Annotated in this window: 15 protein-coding genes and 1 pseudogene; 2 read left to right on the top strand and 14 right to left on the bottom strand. The window is 62.2% G+C overall.

All coding sequences use genetic code 11. The annotated features are described in order from the left end of the window. The 4 genes from HWN72_RS26320 to HWN72_RS26335 all read right to left on the bottom strand — a co-directional run bounded on the left by HWN72_RS26320 (position 1) and on the right by HWN72_RS26335 (position 3,857). Positions 1-513 (bottom strand): OsmC family protein, encoded by a 513-nt coding sequence (locus tag HWN72_RS26320; protein WP_211151787.1) that lies wholly within the window; start codon positions 511-513, stop codon positions 1-3. Between the two features lie 13 nt (positions 514-526). Next, entirely contained in the window at positions 527-1,234 is a 708-nt protein-coding gene (locus HWN72_RS26325; protein ID WP_211151788.1) for a sensor histidine kinase, read from the bottom strand. 461 nt (positions 1,235-1,695) lie between these two features. Next, the gene (locus HWN72_RS26330) at positions 1,696-3,321 is read right to left on the bottom strand and encodes a cyclic nucleotide-binding domain-containing thioredoxin-disulfide reductase (RefSeq protein WP_211151789.1); all 1,626 of its coding nucleotides are present in this window, start codon (positions 3,319-3,321) and stop codon (positions 1,696-1,698) included. Between the two features lie 41 nt (positions 3,322-3,362). Further along, entirely contained in the window at positions 3,363-3,857 is a 495-nt protein-coding gene (locus HWN72_RS26335; RefSeq protein WP_211151790.1) for a response regulator, read from the bottom strand. Positions 3,858-3,911: 54 nt separating this feature from the next. Here HWN72_RS26335 and HWN72_RS26340 point away from each other — a divergent pair, with 54 nt between their 5' ends. Beyond that, positions 3,912-4,322: a response regulator gene (locus HWN72_RS26340; RefSeq protein ID WP_211151791.1), complete on the top strand. Its 411-nt coding sequence runs from the start codon at positions 3,912-3,914 to the stop codon at positions 4,320-4,322. Between the two features lie 39 nt (positions 4,323-4,361). Here the strand turns inward: HWN72_RS26340 and HWN72_RS31935 are convergent, their stop codons facing one another. The 10 genes and pseudogenes from HWN72_RS31935 to HWN72_RS26390 all read right to left on the bottom strand — a co-directional run bounded on the left by HWN72_RS31935 (position 4,362) and on the right by HWN72_RS26390 (position 14,640). Continuing rightward, entirely contained in the window at positions 4,362-5,654 is a 1,293-nt protein-coding gene (locus HWN72_RS31935; protein ID WP_211151792.1) for a sensor histidine kinase, read from the bottom strand. 135 nt (positions 5,655-5,789) lie between these two features. Beyond that, a complete protein-coding gene (locus HWN72_RS26350; protein WP_211151793.1) occupies positions 5,790-6,419 on the bottom strand; it encodes a response regulator transcription factor in 630 nt (209 codons plus the stop codon). Next, complete coding sequence (locus HWN72_RS26355; protein WP_211151794.1) at positions 6,412-7,212, bottom strand: sensor histidine kinase; 801 nt, start codon at positions 7,210-7,212, stop codon at positions 6,412-6,414. The genes HWN72_RS26350 and HWN72_RS26355 overlap by 8 nt, the downstream gene beginning before the upstream one ends. Before the next feature lie 152 nt (positions 7,213-7,364). Continuing rightward, on the bottom strand, positions 7,365-8,375 hold the full coding sequence (locus HWN72_RS26360; protein ID WP_211151795.1) for a zinc-binding alcohol dehydrogenase family protein: 1,011 nt from the start codon (positions 8,373-8,375) through the stop codon (positions 7,365-7,367). A 13-nt stretch (positions 8,376-8,388) separates the two neighbouring features. Beyond that, positions 8,389-8,823, bottom strand: a complete 435-nt coding sequence (locus tag HWN72_RS26365) for a hypothetical protein (RefSeq protein WP_211151796.1) — start codon at positions 8,821-8,823, stop codon at positions 8,389-8,391. A 230-nt stretch (positions 8,824-9,053) separates the two neighbouring features. After that, positions 9,054-10,463, bottom strand: a pseudogene (locus tag HWN72_RS26370) (aldehyde dehydrogenase family protein). Between the two features lie 82 nt (positions 10,464-10,545). Next, positions 10,546-11,391, bottom strand: a complete 846-nt coding sequence (locus HWN72_RS26375) for an aldo/keto reductase (RefSeq protein ID WP_211151797.1) — start codon at positions 11,389-11,391, stop codon at positions 10,546-10,548. An 11-nt stretch (positions 11,392-11,402) separates the two neighbouring features. After that, on the bottom strand, positions 11,403-12,809 hold the full coding sequence (locus HWN72_RS26380) for an aldehyde dehydrogenase family protein (RefSeq protein ID WP_211151798.1): 1,407 nt from the start codon (positions 12,807-12,809) through the stop codon (positions 11,403-11,405). A gap of 91 nt (positions 12,810-12,900) precedes the next feature. Continuing rightward, on the bottom strand, positions 12,901-13,533 hold the full coding sequence (locus tag HWN72_RS26385; protein ID WP_211151799.1) for a glutathione S-transferase family protein: 633 nt from the start codon (positions 13,531-13,533) through the stop codon (positions 12,901-12,903). A 12-nt stretch (positions 13,534-13,545) separates the two neighbouring features. Then, a complete protein-coding gene (locus tag HWN72_RS26390; protein WP_211151800.1) occupies positions 13,546-14,640 on the bottom strand; it encodes a Zn-dependent alcohol dehydrogenase in 1,095 nt (364 codons plus the stop codon). Between the two features lie 229 nt (positions 14,641-14,869). Here HWN72_RS26390 and HWN72_RS26395 point away from each other — a divergent pair, with 229 nt between their 5' ends. Then, positions 14,870-15,514, top strand: coding sequence for a response regulator transcription factor (locus tag HWN72_RS26395; RefSeq protein ID WP_248006366.1), 645 nt, complete (start codon positions 14,870-14,872; stop codon positions 15,512-15,514). Positions 15,515-15,571: the final 57 nt, after the last annotated feature.

The following is a 15,571-nucleotide window of genomic DNA, read 5'->3' on the forward strand; positions in this document are numbered from 1 at the left end:
TCAGCGCGTCTCGGTGAAATCGAAAGATCCGCGGCCGACCGCGATGAGTGCTTCCATGTCGACCATGTGTGAGGTGGCCGGCGCCGACGCCGGAAGACCGGTCTCCGCCGTGAGAACCCTCGCGCCGCGTGTGAGTGTGCGATGGACTGGACAACGATCGGCAATCTCCAGCAGCCGAGCCCGCTGCTCGGGATCGATGTCGCCCTCGAACTCGATACGACGCGTGAATACGTCCGGAAGCTCCTCTCCTGGCTCCTTGCGGTGGCCGACCGCGCTGCAGCGGACCTTGACGTCCCAGCCTTTGCGCTCGGCATACAGAAGCAAGGTCATCGTCGTGCAGGCGGCCAAAGCAGACGCGAGCAGCTGGTATGGGCTGGGCCCCGAACCGAGCCCACCTACATCCTCGGGCTCGTCGGCCATGAAGTGCGCTCCGCCAGCTGAAATGGCGAGCTGGTAGCGCCCCTTTTCGGTCTTCTCCGCGATAGCCTCGTCGAGCTTGTCGCTGATCTCCATCACATTCTCTCCGTCAAGGTTTGCTCAAAGTCGCGCCGCCTTCCAGCGCCACCCCCGGGATCGTAACACCGGAGAACGGAATCTCCGCCCTCGGCTTGGTGTCGGTCCACATCAAGAACCGGGTGCCGGGGCAGCACGGCTCCCAGCGGTGCTGAACCCCGAGCTTGCGCGAGACGGACTGGATGATGTGCGAGCCGAGCCCTTGCGAGCCGCCTTCAACGTGTTCGATGCCCACACCGTCATCCTCGACCAGAAGCCTCCACTCACCGCCCGGCATAGCGTCGAATATCACCCGCACCTCACCCGACACGTCCACGCGATAGGCGTGCTTGCAGGCGTTGCCGACCAGCTCCGTCACGAGGATTGCGAATGCGGTGGCATGCTCGTACGGAAGATCGAAGTCGTCGGCGCGAACCGTTATCGTGCGGTGCCCCCTGCCGTCGACGACCAGCGTCCGCAGGACATCGCCCAATTCCTCCAAGAACACCCCCAAGTTCACGGTTTCCGCCTGAAGTTCGCTGTAAAGGCGACGGTGAACGCTCGCGACGGCATGAATCCGGCGTTGGGTCGCCGCGAGCACGGCGGCGGCCTGCTCGTCTTCGACAGTCCGGCTTTCGAGTTCGACGATGGACGCGATCAGCGCCAGATTGTTCGCGATGCGGTGATTAGTCTCCGACTCCACTAGGAAGTTCTCGGACAGGTAAGACGGACGTGGTTTCATTCACCTTCCTCCACTCAGCCCAAGCAGCAGCGATCACCCACAATTCGTGATCGTTCTGCCTCCGGGCCAGGGCAGTCGCGTAGCGGGCTCCGCAGGCTCGTGCTCTTGAGGCTAATCGTAGCGCGTGCCGATCGCCAACGCATCGGAACGCCGGAGCAGGTGTGCGCATACCTTGGTATGCAAGTTGGGCCGGCTAAAGTTCGTAAAGGGAAAGGCCAATAACCCTTCTGCTCCTGCTGGCGATCGTCGTAATCAGCCTGTGGACGCCGATCTCCCAACCCAGTGTCGCGGCGCGGTGGTTCTCGTTGCCAAACCTCCTATTCTTTATGCCCCTGCCACTGCTCGTTCTCGCAACGACTTGCCGCGCTTTGCGTGGTAGCGATTGCGATCCGCATCATGATGTTAAGCAGCGGCATGACGAGCTAATTCTTGGCGCGCTGTATCGGCGCGTCAAGAAGGCCTTAGCGGCCGACGCTCGGGTTCAGGAACTCCCACACCTGCGAGATGACCACGGATCCTTCGCCTACTGACGATGCGACGCGCTTCACCGACCGCGCGCGGACATCCCCGACCGCGAAGATGCCAGGACAGGATGTGCCATACGAGCTGCTGGCCTGCGCCACCTCCCCTGTGAGCACGAACCCCTTGTCGTCCAACTGGACCAGACCGGAAAGCCAGTCGGTGTTCGGAGCCGCGCCAACCATGATGAAGAGCGAGCACGCCCCGACATCGTCGATCGTTCCACTGACGACGTCCCGCACGGAAACGCCCTCAAGCCGCTGAGAACCTTGCAGAGCGACGACCTCGCCGCCATATTGGATCGTGATCGCAGGATCGGCCTCGAGGCGGCTGGACAGATAGCTCGACATCGACGCCTCCAGCGAGTTTCCGCGGACCAGCACGCGGACGCTTCGTGCCGCGCGGCTCAGGAACATCGCAGCCTGCCCCGCCGAGTTCCCGCCGCCGATCACCACGACGTCGCCACCGTGACAGCTCCTCGCCTCGTTTTCGGTCGCAGCGTAGTAGACCCCGGCACCTTCGAGCTGGGCCAGTCCTTGAATGGGCAGGCGTCGATACTGCACGCCCGTCGCGACCACGACCGCCTTGGCACGGACCCGCTGACCGTTATCGAAGGTCGCGCAGAAGTCGCCATCGTCAAGGCGCTCGAGAACCGACACCCGTCGCGGAACGACAAACCTAGTGCCAAACTTCATTGCCTGGACCTCTCCCCTCCAGACGAGGTCTGCACCGGAGATGCCGGTCGGGAAGCCCATGTAATTCTCAATCCGGCTCGACGTGCCTGCCTGCCCTCCGACAGCGGTATCCTCTACTACGAGCGCAGACAGTCCCTCGGCTCCCGCATAGACGCCGGCGGCGACGCCTGCAGGCCCGCCCCCGATGATCACGACATCGAACACCTCGTCGTCGACGAGTTCGCGTCCGATGCCGAGCAGGCTCGCAATCCGATCGGGTGTTGGGTCCTCCACGAGATCGCGGCCGAAGATCACCGCCGGCTGCGCCGCATCTGCCGAACAACTGACAGCCGCCTCGACCCCCTCGTCGCTGCCCAGAGCGAGCGAGGTGTAGGGGATGCGATTCCGGCTCGCGAAGTCGGCGATCCTCCTCACGGCGCGATCCGCGTCCTCGCCGATCAGGACCAATGCGCCGTCGCGACTGTCGAGCTGACGACGTCGCCGAGCCGCGAATACCGTGATGACGATGTCCGACATCTCCGGGATGCGCGCCATCAGGATGAGCATCTCGGCGCGCTGCACCTCGACCACTCGGGTCGGCCGGGCGGTGCGTAGCAGCATCGACCAGTGGCCGCCATCAAGGAAGGCGATCTCGCCCATGAACTGGGTGGGCCCGAGAGTCGAGGGGACGTGCCGCTGATCGGTGATCGGATTGACCACCTCGATCTCACCTTCGAGAACGTATATGAAGCGATCCGCCGGCTCACCAGGTCGCGCCAGGAACACGCCTTGGTCATACTCGCGGACCACCCCTGCCTCTTTCAGTGCCTCCACGTGCGAGGGTAGCAGCGGGGTCCGCTGCATCTCCTGAAGATCCCGTCCAATCGTTTCCATATCTCAGTCCAGAAAAAGTGTGGCTGACGCAGGTGTGGCAGTCATTCCGCCATCACCTTCTCGATACACGCTATGAGTTCATCCGGGTCGAACGGTTTCCGAATGAAGCACCGGACCCCGCATGCGAGCGCCTGCCGCTCGATCGCTGTACTCGGAAACGCCGTGATGAGTATGACAGGTACCTGCTCGACCTGAAGCGCCATCGCGAGATCGATACCGCTGGCGCCGGGCATCTGGACATCACTGATGACGAGATCAAATTTTCCATGCTCCTCGGAGAGGAAACTGTCTGCGGAACTGAAAAGGGTCGCAAACATCCCCATGCTGTCCACCAGACTGCCGAGTGCCGATGCGACATCCTCGTCGTCATCGACTATCGCAATCATCCTGGCCCCCTCGATGGGTGGAAGCGCTTCAACCAAAAGACGGTCTCCCTCTGTACGCGACCATCCGGTGGCGGATCGATTATTAGAATTCAGGGCCAACCCGGTTCGGACCCAGGGCAGCGGAAAGCAGTCTACAATGCGGATCGCCATCACTTGACCCATACCGTGGTATTGGTTGTCGAGACATTCGACAGGAGACTAGGATTGACTGTCGACCATCCGGTCTTCGCTTGGTTCGGAGCCGCGATGACACGCCCTTTGCGCGTAGCAGTTATTGACGACGACGAGGAGCTCCGGTTTGCGCTGGAGGATCTGCTCGCGAGCCTTTCGCACGTCGTCGGCTGCTTCGCGGATGGGGTATCCTACCTCCAGGCCCATGAGGGCTTCGCTCCTGACGTCATCATCTCGGACTTCCACATGCCAGGCATGACTGGTATCGAGGTCGTGCGCGAACTGCGTTCCAGGGGAGCCGGGACGCCAGCCATACTAATCACCGCCTACGCCACCGAGGCGACGCGCAGGGCGTCGATGGACGCCGGCTTTTCAGCCATGCTGAAGAAGCCGTTCGATACGGACGAGTTCGTCCGCGTCATCGAAGCAACAACCGACCACTGATTCGCCGCGCTTCCTTCAGGCTAGTAGCACCGCTGCGGATCAGGACGCCTCTAACAGAGGAATCTCGATCACGAAGGCAGCACCACGACGATCGGTCCGATTGAAGGCGCCTATGCTTCCACCATGGGCCTCCACAATCGATTTGCAGATGCTCAGGCCCAGACCGAGGCCGTCCGGCCTCGTCGAGAAGAAGCTGTCGAAGACCTTCGGGAGATCATCCTCCGCCATGCCCGGCCCGTTGTCCTTCACCTCAAGCACGACTCGGTGGCTGTCTCGACGTGCGTTGACGCTGATCGTCGGCATCTCGCTACCATGGTCGCGAAGAACCTGCGTCGCGTTCAGCAGCAGGTTCACGAGCAGCTGCTGAATCTGGATGCGATCGACGACCACTTGCAGATTCTCGTCCTCGATGCCGTAGGAGAGTGCGATCGAGGCCCGCTCGAACTCGTGCCGAACGAAGCTCACGGATTCGCGAATAAGCTCGCCGATCGAAACAGCTGTGGCCGTTCCCGGCCTCCTTGATGCCATGCCCCGCACGCGATCTATGATCTCGCTGGCCCGCGTCGTCTGCGCGGCCACCCGTCCGCACGCGCGCTTCGCGGCTTCGACGTTCGGCTCGGGAAGGTTGAGATAGTTCAATGCGGCTTGGACGCTCGTCCCAATTGTCGCGAGCGGTTGGCCGAGTTCATGCGCAATCGACGCAGACATCTCGCCGAGGGTCGAAATGCGCGACACATGCGTAAGCTCGTCGCGGAGGACGTCGGTCAGGGCACGCTGGCGCAATTCCGCCGAGTTGTCGATGAATCCGGCGAGCCAGACGCCGTCCGACGCTCCCGGCACCCTCATCACGACGCAGAACAGCGTCTCGAATGTCGAGCCATCGAGCCTGTGGTTAGTTGCCTGCTGCTGGAAGGCTGTCTGCCCTTGGAGATATGCATCTGCGACGCTTTGGAGGGCCGTGCAGTCGCTGCTGAAGAAACGGTTGGTCGTCTGCCCGATGAAGTCGGCCTTCGACCTTCCCCCGAAGACCCTGACGCCTGTCTCGTTGATATCTAGGATCGTAGCACCGCTCCGTATGATCGCAGCATCCTCGGGTGACATGGACAGATGAGCCACTAGATTCGTTACCCCGTCCGCGCCGAGCTCCCGGCATCGCTGGATTCGCTTCCGCGCGTCGACGACTACGAAGGAGATCGACGACACTTGCATGAACACCCGGTACCAAGTGTCGCTCCAGTCGCTCTCGACGCTGGGAACCGCCCGCAATCCGGCGATCTCCGATAGTTGCGACGCATAGTTGGTCTCGTCCAGTCGGGAAGGATCAGTCGCCACGCATACGCCTCCTGACCGGCGCCCACCGGAGCAAGACCCCCGCATCGGAGGAGTTGAGGATATCCAGTCGAGCGCCGTCGAAGGCCAACCCCGAAGACACAAAAACCGTCGACGGCAGACCTGCATCCGCCACAGCTAGAGTAGAAGAATACCCCTCTGCGATGCAACGGTGATCGCGTGGGTCCGATCCGCCACTCCGAGCTTCAGGAAGATGCTTTTCAGGTGAGCCTTAACCGTCTCCTCTGACACGCCGAGCTCATGCGCGACCTGCTTGTTGGCCCTGCCGAACGCGATGAGCCGCAGCACGGCCACCTCTCGATCACTGAGCGGATCGTCGATCACGTGCCGCGCGATCTCGTCTGCGACTTCGCGATGGATGTGCCGCACGCCCTTGCTGACGTTGCGGATCGCGTCGATCATCTCCGTTCGGAGACTGCTCTTCAGGAGATATCCGGTCGCCCCCGCTTTCAGGGCCCTCACAGCCTGTGCATCTCCCGCGTAGGTGGTCAGCACTAGAATACGCGCCGCCGGATGCTCGGCACGGATGGCGCCTATCGCCTCAATGCCGGAGGTTCCCGGCATCTGGAGGTCCATCAGGGTGACGTCGGGCCGCAACGCGTTATACTGCGATATGGCCTCGTCGCCGTTTGAGGCCTCCCCCGCAAGGACCATGTCCTTTTGGTTTTCGAGTATCGCCGCGATCCCCTCGCGAAGGATCGGATGGTCGTCTACGATGAGGATCCGGAGGTTCTTGGGGTCACTCATCAATCTTGCTGCTCCTGAGTGCGCTAAACCATCGTACCATGAGATTGGGTGTGAAATCAGTGAAGGCTAGTCGTGCAGGTACCGTGACGGAGACCACTGTTCCAGCACCTGTCCCCCGCTCAATGCTTAGGTGGCCGCCCAGCTTTTTGGATCGCTCCCGCATACCGGTCAGCCCGTAATGCCCATTCCGCCCGCCGCCCGCCAGCACACCGGGAGGCAGACCGATCCCGTCGTCCGAAATTCGCAATGTGAACCGGCTCGTCTCGAAGGTGAGGACGACCTGCACGCGGTTCGCATCCGCATGACGGAGAATGTTGGAAAGAGCCTCTCCCGCAACGCAAGAAAGCTCCGCCGCGACAACCGGGCGCAGCGATCGCTCCGCTCCGATCACCGACACGTCGGCCTCGGCTCCTGAGGCAAGCCCGGCCAGATTGACCTGATCGCTGATCATCCTCGAGAAGTCATTCGGCCCTTCGCGCAATCGGAGGTCGCGGACGCGATTGCGACCCTCGATGATAACGCCGTCCGCCCGAGCAAGCGCAGCTTCCAACTTTCCGCGAGCCGGCTCTGATACAGGAAGCATGTCGGCCACCGACTGAAAGCGCAGCACGAGCCCCTGCACGCTTTGAAGGAGCGTGTCGTGCAACTCACTCGCGATCCGTTCGCGCTCAGCGAGGCGGGCATCGATCCGCCGCCGGATCTGGTGGGTCAGCTGCCGTGATCTCATGGCGAGTATCAGCCACACAAGAAACAGTGCAGCGAAGATTCCGACGCACATCGCAGCTTTGATCAAGTCTAGATTGCGCAAGGGTCGGTTTTCCGGGAGAGTGGTGCCGTCGCATCCTGCCTCAGAGGTGACCAGTGGACCATCCTCAATCGGGGGGGCACGCCATCCCGTGAACGGGTGCTACCATTCGAAGGCGGCACCCATCAAACTGTTCTGACTCAGAAACCCTCGATAACGGTCTTTCCGATCGCCTTGCCACTCTCGGCGATGCGGTGGGCCTCACCAATGCTCTTGGCATTGATCGGCGACAGCCTCTTCGTGAGGGTCGATTTAAGAACACGGTCATCCAGAAGACTTGCGACCTCGTCGAGCATGTCGTGCTGGGCGACCATGTCAGCGGTACGGAACATCGACCGGGTGAACATGAACTCAAGCGATACCGTGATCGACTTGCGCTTCAAAGGCATGATGTCAAACTGCGCTGGATCGTCGATGAACACGACATGCCCCTGCGGAGCCACGATCTTCGGGAAGATCGCCAGGTAGCGATCGCTCGCAGACAGCCCGGCCACATAGTCGACCGTGGGGTGCCCGATCCGTGCCAGCTCCTCGTCGAGCGGCTTGTGGTGGTCGACGACATGGTGTGCGCCCATTGAAGCCACCCAGCTCATCGTCTCTTCGCGCGATGCAGTCGCGATGACGGTCAGCCCGGTTAACTTGCGGGCTAGCTGGATCAGGATCGACCCGACGCCGCCGGCGCCATTGATAACGAGCAAAGAGCCCACCGCCTTGTCCCCGCGAGGCAGCTTCAGACGGTCGAACAAAATCTCCCACGCGGTGATGGCCGTCAGTGGCATCGCCGCCGCCTCCGCCCAGTCCAGGGATAAAGGCTTGCGCCCCACGATCCGCTCGTCGACCGCATGAAGTTCGGAATTGGTCCCTGGCCGGGTGATATCGCCAGCGTAGTACACCTCGTCGCCGACCTTGAAGAGAGACGTCTCGCCGCCGACCGCCTCAACAACGCCGGCGGCGTCGAAACCAAGGATCTTCGGTCCCGCTCCGGGCGCGGCCGGAAAGGCGCGCGACTTGACGTCGACTGGATTGATCGAGACGGCCTTGACCCTGACGATCAGATCCCTCGGTCCAGCGACCGGCTCCGGAACATCGACATCAACTAGCGATCCGCCTCCCGCGACCGCTTCGTCCTGCTTGTAAGCCACAGCCTTCATACGTGCATCTCCATCATCTCAGCGTTCTACTGCACCAATCCGGCTCAACCAAAAGGCCGACCTGAGCGCTCAACCGGCCGGCTCTGATTTCGAGCTGTTCATCTGCAAGTATGCTCTCAATTAACACCTCCAGTTGATCCTCTGACCAACCAGCGCGGAGGAAAGCTCCAATTTCGGCGCAAGGCATCGCCCAACCGCAGCGCTTCGCCAATTCTGCGGTCCTTCTCAAAGTCTCGAGGCGCCTAGCGCCTTTGTCGTTCAACAACTCCAAAACCATCGTTCCAAATCGGGTCGAAGACAGTGGTTTCGAGCAAGCCTGTGCCCCGATGGCGATCACCAGCCATTCGATTGGACCGAACGAACAGCAGTCTGAGAATTCAATCTCGGCGGATGCTTGGATGTGATTTTCAATCATCATGCCGGAGCTCCGAAAATTGACCATGGTCATAATAGGCAATGGTGCCTTCGCGGGCCGTCCTCGAACATCGTACCGAAGTGGTGCCGCCACCTACCAGGGTATGGGCACAACTGCCGATCCCAGTGAGGCGGCCAACACCAGCCGTAGAGCACGCAGCACAACGCGTGCCCATACACTTCGATGGAATTATGGATGGTGCCGAGCAGGAGATCTGCTCGGCACCAGATCTACAGTCTGGGTTTCAACTCGGCTTAACCTGCTCAGGCAGCCTTCTTCACGTTGAGAACACGACGCTGGGTGAAGTCCTCGATGCCCTCGATCCCGTTCTGGACACCGATCCCGGACTGCTTTGCCCCGCCGAACGGAACGTCCTTGGGCAGGACGAGATGGCGGTTCACCCAGATCGTGCCCGTCTCGATCCGCGATGCGACCTCCGCACCCCGTTCCACGTCATCGGTCCACACGATGCCGCCCAAACCATATTCCATCTCGTTCGCCCACTGCACCGCTTCGTCGATGCTGTCGTATGGAAGGATCGGCACCACCGGGCCGAACTGCTCCTCTCGCACCAGACGAGCGTCGTGCGAAAGGCCGGTTACGATGGTCGGGCGGATGAAATAGCCGTCCCCTTCAACTGCTGTCCCGCCCGACAGGAACGTGCCACCCTCGTCCCGTGCGGACTGGATGAAGCCCAGAACCTTCTCGTACTGCGTCTTGTTCTGAATGGGACCGATCGTCGTCCCTTGCTCCAGACCATCGCCGACGACGGCCTCGTCAGCGAGACGGGCGAGTTCGCCCGCAAGCTCGTTGACCATCGCGCGCGGCGCATAGATTCGCTTAGTCGCGAAGCAGACCTGACCAGCGTTGATAAAGGCCGCGAAGAAGATTTTCGGTGCCATCTCCTTGATGTTCACGTCGTCCAGAACGATGGCTGCGTCATTGCCGCCAAGCTCCAGGGTGAAACGCTTGAGCGTATCGGCTGCGGAACTCAGCACCTTCTTCCCGGTCGGGGTCGAACCGGTGAAGCTGATATGCGCGATGTCGGGATGGCTCGTCAGCAACGGGCCCAGATCGTTCTGATCGACGATCGTCTGGAAGACCCCTGCAGGGAATATCTCCGCACCGATCTCGCCAAGAAGCAAGGTGGTCAGCGGGGTCGTCGGGGCGGGCTTGGATATCACGGAATTGCCAGCGACCAACGCCGCGCCGATCTTCTAGGACAAGAGCGCGAGAGGGAAATTCCATGGCGTGATCGCGGCGACGACACCTTGAGGATAACGCTGCTCGATGATTAACTCCTCTTCGTTGTCGTGGAGGACCTTGGGCTTCAGGTCCTGGCTCGCGAAGAAGCGCAACGCTCCTACGGTTTCCTCGACTTCAAAGCCCGCCTCGCGGATCGGCTTGCCGACCTCTTGCGTCAGTAAGCGGGCGAACTCATTCTTTCGTGCCTCGATCGCCTCGGCGAATTCCCCGACCATCTTGGCGCGTTCAGCGAATGGCGTTGCCGCCCAGCTCGGGAAAGCTCGCTTCGCCGCCGCGATCGCCGTGAGCGCCTGAGCCTCATCCGCGCGTGGTGACTTGGCAAACGACTTTCCGGTGGCGGGATTGATCACGTCCATGGTTGTGGCGCCCTCAACGAGAGCCCCATCGATCAGTAGCTTGGAGGTCATGGGTACTTCCTTTCAGATGTTTGCGGTGAAAGTACCGGACGCAACTCGACGGGATGTCGCGAACGGTGAAAATCTGAACGAGCTATCGAGCGGCGGCGTCGAGTTCGGCGAACTCGTCGTCCGAAAGCGCAATGGAGAGCGCCTGGACGTTTTCCTCAAGGTGCTCGACCGAGGTGGTCCCTGGGATCGGAAGGATCACCGGGCTGCGCTGCAGCAGCCATGCGATCGCGATCTGACCGGGCGTCACATTGTGGTGACGCGAAATCCGCTCGAGTATCGACCCTGGCTTGGTGAGCCTTCCTGCCGCCAGTGGAAACCACGGAATGAAGCCGATGTCATTCGCCTCGCAATAGTCGAGAACCGGCTCGCTGCCCCGGTCAGCGAGGTTGTAGCGGTTCTGAACCGTCGCGACTGGGAAGACCGACCGCGCGGCCTCGATGTCGGCGACGCTCACCTCACTCAGACCAGCGTGCCGGATCACCCCGGTGTCCAGCAGCTGCCGGATGACGGCGAACTGCTCGTCACGGGGAACGCGCGGGTCGATGCGATGGAGCTGCCAGAGATCGATGCGCTCGACGTCGAGCACCTCCCGACTACGGTGCGCCTGTCCAAGCAGATATTCGGGATCGCCGCGCGGGACCCATTGGTCGGGCCCAGGCCGAGTCAGTCCCGCCTTCGTGGCAATGTGAAGTCCGGTGCGGTAAGGGAAAAGGGCCTCGCGGATCAGAGGCTCGGAGACGCCGGGCCCATAGCTGTCGGCGGTGTCGATCAGGTTGATGCCCACCTGGGGCACACGCCTGAGAGTCTCCAGTACCTTCTCCCGATCGACGGGCGGCCCCCAAACGCCGGGCCCCGTGATGCGCATTGCACCATATCCCAGGCGCGAAACTACCATGTCGCCGCCGATCGCGAATGTCTTCTCGGTCATGCTCATCGTCCTCAGGCTGCCAGCTTCGCGTTCAGGATGCGCAGCTGCGTGAAGTCCTTCATCCCCTCGATGCCGTTCTGGAGCCCGATACCGGATTCCTTGGCGCCACCGAACGGCACGTCGAGCGGAAGCGCCATGTGCTGGTTGACCCAGATGGTCCCCGTCTCGATCCGGCTCGCCACCTCGATCCCGCGCCTCACGTCGCTGGTCCAGATCGTCCCGCCCAGACCATACTCCACGTCGTTGGCCTTGATGATCGCCTCGTCGAGATCGTCGTAGACCTGGATCGGCAGGACCGGCCCGAACTGTTCCTCGAGGACCAGCCGCGCATCGTCGGGCAGACCCGTGACGATCGACGGCGCGATGAAGTATCCCTGCCCCGTCGGTTCGCCGCCGGTCAGGAAGGTGCCACCTTCCGCCTTTGCCGAAGCGATGTATCCGAGCACCTTGTCGAACTGCATCCTGTTCTGGAGCGGACCCATGGTCGTCGCCGGCTCCATGCCGTCGCCTAGGATGGCCGCTTCGGCACGCCTCGCCAGTGCGGCAGCCAAGTCGTCCGCCAGCTTGCGCGGAGCGTATACGCGCTTGGTCGCGTAGCAGACCTGGCCCGCGTTGATGAAGGCAGCCGCATAGATCCTGTCGGCCGCCCATTCGATGTCGACGTCGTCGAGGACGATCGCCGCATCGTTGCCGCCGAGTTCGAGCGTGAACCGCTTGAGCGTGTCCGCCGCCGAGGTCAGCACCTTCTTTCCCGTGGGGGTTGAGCCGGTGAAGCTGACATGCGCGACGTCCGGATGGCTGGACAGCATGGCACCGAGATCGTTCGCGTCCACGAGCGTCTGGAAGACACCGCGCGGGAAGATGTCCGCTGCGATCTCGCCGAGCATAAGGGTTGAAAGCGGCGTGCTTGGTGCCGGCTTCGCGATCACCGTGTTTCCGGTGATGAGCGCCGGACCCAGCTTGAACGAGAGCAGCGTCATCGGCCGATTCCAAGGCATGATCGCGACAACCACTCCCTGCGGATAGTGCTGCTCGACGATCAACTCCCGCTCGTTCTCGCGGATTACGCGATCCTCTATTTTCTGCGAGGCGAAGTGGCGGATGGCGTCCGTTGCGCGCCCGACCTCGAAACGACAGTCCGCGATCGGGCCTCCGCGCTCGCGCGTGAGCGTCTCCGCGATCCGGGCGGCATTCGCGGCCATCGCATCGGCGAAGCGTTCCAGATAGGGCCTACGCCCCTCATAGCCGAGCGCAGCCCAAGCCCGCTGCGCGCGTCGGGCCGCGACGACGGCCTTCTCCGCCTGTGCCACACTGGCGTGGGGCGACCGCTCGAACGGTCTGGCGGTCGTGGGGTCGATCACGTCCATCGAGAGCGCGCCTTCAACGAGGTTGCCATCGATCAAAAAGCGGTGGGTCATCGGGTATTCTCCCTTGATAGTTCCGTCGTGGCACCAAGGCCCGTAACGCGATGACGCGGCATGCAGAGCCTTCGTCCTGATTGGGTGTTGGTCATGGGACCGGAACAGGGTCGGGAACGCTCACCAGCCCATGGCCCTCGGCCTTCAGCGCTGCGCGGACAGTCGGGCGCTGGCCAGCCAGCTGCAGTAGCGCTGCGATCCGGGGATAGGGATCGAGCGAAATCTCGAAGTAGCGCGTCCAGCTCGCTATCACGAAGAAATAGGCGTCAGCCGCCGTGAAGGTATCGCCCGTCAGATAAGGGCCCTTCAGATCCCGTTCGGCGAAGGCAAGCCGGGTGTTGATCCTCTCGACCACGATTACGCGCATCTCGTCGCTGATCTTCCAGTAGAGGGGACCGAAGCTCTTGTGCAGCTCGGTGGCAACGAAGCTCTGCCATTCCATGACACGATATCGCGCCATGGATCCGGCGGCCGGCATGAGATCCTCGCGGCCCGCACGGTCGCAGACATACTGCGCCACGACGACATTCTCGGTCAGCTTGCCGCCCTCATCGAGCTCGACCATTGGCACCATTCCGCGCTGGGCCACACCGCGATAATCCGATCCGTCGGGCCGGATCTTCTTGGTGAGGTTCACCACCTCCAGATCGAACGGCTCTCCGATCTCGCGGAGTAGGATGTGAACGTGCAGCGAGCTTGCGCCCGGATGAGTGTAGAGCTTCATGCCGGCCTCCGGTCAGAAAGAGGTGATGACCGAGCGGGCGATCGCGCCATGCTTCAGGTCTTCATAGGCTTCGTTGATCTCGCTGATGTTCACCTCGCGCGAGATCAGGTCGTCGAGGTTGAAGCGGCCCTGTAGGTAAAGATCCGCATACATTGGGATGTCGTGCTTGATGTTGCTCGACCCCATGAAGACGCCCTTCACGTCGATCTGCCGGACGATCACGTCGAGACCGGCGAACGGGAAGGTCTGTCCGGGACGATGCAGGCCGATGAGATAGACCGAGCCCCCTTTGCGGACGAGTTGGATGGCAAGCTCGGATGTCACCGGCAGCCCAATCACCTCGAACGCGTGGTCGGCGCCCTGCGGAAGCACGGCCTTGAGCGCTGCAACGGGATCCCCCTCCCCCGAGTTGATGAAGTCCGTGGCACCGAACTTCCGGGCCAACTCCTCCTTTGCAGGCTGGTTGTCGACGGCGATGATGTGCGAAGCCCCTGCCAGTTTCGCGCCTGCGATGGCGTTCAGGCCCACGCCGCCAACGCCAATGACGACCACCGTCTCGCCGGCCTTCAGGTCGGCGGAGTTGATTGCAGCACCGGCCCCCGTGATAACGCCGCAACCCAGTACCGACGCCTGCGGAAAGGGAACGGCGTCCGGGATCTTCACCAGTTGGTTCTCATGGACGAGGGCCTGCTCCGCGAACGCCGCAGTCCCCCACCCGGTATACACCGGCTTCTCGTCGGAGACGCGGACGAGACGCTGACCGTCGCTGGTCGAACGCATCGTCTCCTCCGGGTGCTCGCACTGATATGTTCGACCGGAAAGGCAGGAGACGCAGTGCCCGCAGAACTGGACCAGCGAACCGACGACATGGTCGCCTTCCTTCAGCTCCCGCACATCGGGGCCGACCTCCCGGACGATCCCGGCAAGCTCGTGGCCCAGGACCGCCGGCAGCGGCGTCCCGTAGTTCGCCTGCGCGAGATGCAGATCGGAGTGACAGAGGCCGCAGGCCTTCACTTCGACCAGGACCTCACGGCCCTTCGGTGCGTCGATGCGGACCTCCTCCACATCGAAGCGCCCCTCGTTGGCGTTCAGAACCGCTGCCTTCATGTCTCGTCCCCTTCGCGCACCTTGCGGACGCCAAAGGGCGACCTTCGCGCACAAGGTCGCCGGAAGACGAACAAGCGGCCAGACCTACCGGGGTATGGTGTAAGCCTCATTCCGTATGGAGGCTCGGCTCCTCGCATACCCATACTCTAGTATGCTGTCGCCCGATCCTCTTTGCTGGCATTTAGGCCCAAACCGGGGCACTATGGGATAGCTCGACAGGGAGGCCGTAATGTTTACCGAAGCGAGGGCGGCCACCGCCGCCAGTACACCTCAGCGGCCCATGGTTCTAGTCGTCGACGACGATCAAGACATCCGAGACAGCCTGACCGACATGTTCGACTCGGTCGGCATGGGAACCACAGCATTCGGCACCACGGCCGAGATGCTCGGAGCCCCTCTTCCCGACGGGCCGAGCTGTCTGGTCCTGGATCTCAGACTTCCGGGCTCCAGCGGCCTGGATCTGCAGGCCCAGCTGGCGAGCCAAGGGGTGGACATCCCGATCATCTTCATCACCGGACATGCCGACGTCCCGACATCGGTCCGGGCGATGAAGGCGGGCGCCCTCGATTTCCTTTCGAAGCCGTTCCGTGAGCAGGAGCTTCTCGACGCGGTATCCGACGCCCTGCGGCGCGATGGTGATCGCCGCGATGCACAGCGCGAGCGCAATTCGGTCCGTCAGCTCGCGAAGCAATTGACGTTGCGCGAAACCGACGTTCTTCGCGGGGTCGCGCGTGGGCTTCTCAACAAGCAAATCGCCTATGAGCTAGGCATCACCGAGGTCACGGTGAAGATGCACCGTTCCAGCGCCGGCAAGAAGCTGAAGTCGATCTCCGTCGCCGACATGATCAGGAAGATCGAACTCCTTGAACTCTGAGGTCGCTTGATTCCTGCACGGATCGCGACCGGCCCACCATCGATAGTTCCCCCCCCC

It is taken from the genome of Novosphingobium sp. HR1a, from assembly GCF_015594425.1.
Lineage (GTDB): Bacteria > Pseudomonadota > Alphaproteobacteria > Sphingomonadales > Sphingomonadaceae > Novosphingobium > Novosphingobium resinovorum_A.

What these genes read in the sequence shown, in the direction of transcription:
- HWN72_RS26380 (WP_211151798.1), bottom strand. Translation starts at nt 12,809, where the DNA reads ATGACCCACCGCTTTTTGATCGATGGCAACCTCGTTGAAGGCGCGCTC.
- HWN72_RS26375 (WP_211151797.1), bottom strand. Translation starts at nt 11,391, where the DNA reads ATGACCGAGAAGACATTCGCGATCGGCGGCGACATGGTAGTTTCGCGC.
- HWN72_RS26350 (WP_211151793.1), bottom strand. Translation starts at nt 6,419, where the DNA reads ATGAGTGACCCCAAGAACCTCCGGATCCTCATCGTAGACGACCATCCG.
- HWN72_RS26365 (WP_211151796.1), bottom strand. Translation starts at nt 8,823, where the DNA reads ATGACCATGGTCAATTTTCGGAGCTCCGGCATGATGATTGAAAATCAC.
- HWN72_RS26390 (WP_211151800.1), bottom strand. Translation starts at nt 14,640, where the DNA reads ATGAAGGCAGCGGTTCTGAACGCCAACGAGGGGCGCTTCGATGTGGAG.
- HWN72_RS26385 (WP_211151799.1), bottom strand. Translation starts at nt 13,533, where the DNA reads ATGAAGCTCTACACTCATCCGGGCGCAAGCTCGCTGCACGTTCACATC.
- HWN72_RS26320 (WP_211151787.1), bottom strand. Translation starts at nt 513, where the DNA reads ATGGAGATCAGCGACAAGCTCGACGAGGCTATCGCGGAGAAGACCGAA.
- HWN72_RS26360 (WP_211151795.1), bottom strand. Translation starts at nt 8,375, where the DNA reads ATGAAGGCTGTGGCTTACAAGCAGGACGAAGCGGTCGCGGGAGGCGGA.
- HWN72_RS26325 (WP_211151788.1), bottom strand. Translation starts at nt 1,234, where the DNA reads ATGAAACCACGTCCGTCTTACCTGTCCGAGAACTTCCTAGTGGAGTCG.
- HWN72_RS26330 (WP_211151789.1), bottom strand. Translation starts at nt 3,321, where the DNA reads ATGGAAACGATTGGACGGGATCTTCAGGAGATGCAGCGGACCCCGCTG.
- HWN72_RS26395 (WP_248006366.1), top strand. Translation starts at nt 14,870, where the DNA reads ATGTTTACCGAAGCGAGGGCGGCCACCGCCGCCAGTACACCTCAGCGG.
- HWN72_RS26335 (WP_211151790.1), bottom strand. Translation starts at nt 3,857, where the DNA reads ATGGCGATCCGCATTGTAGACTGCTTTCCGCTGCCCTGGGTCCGAACC.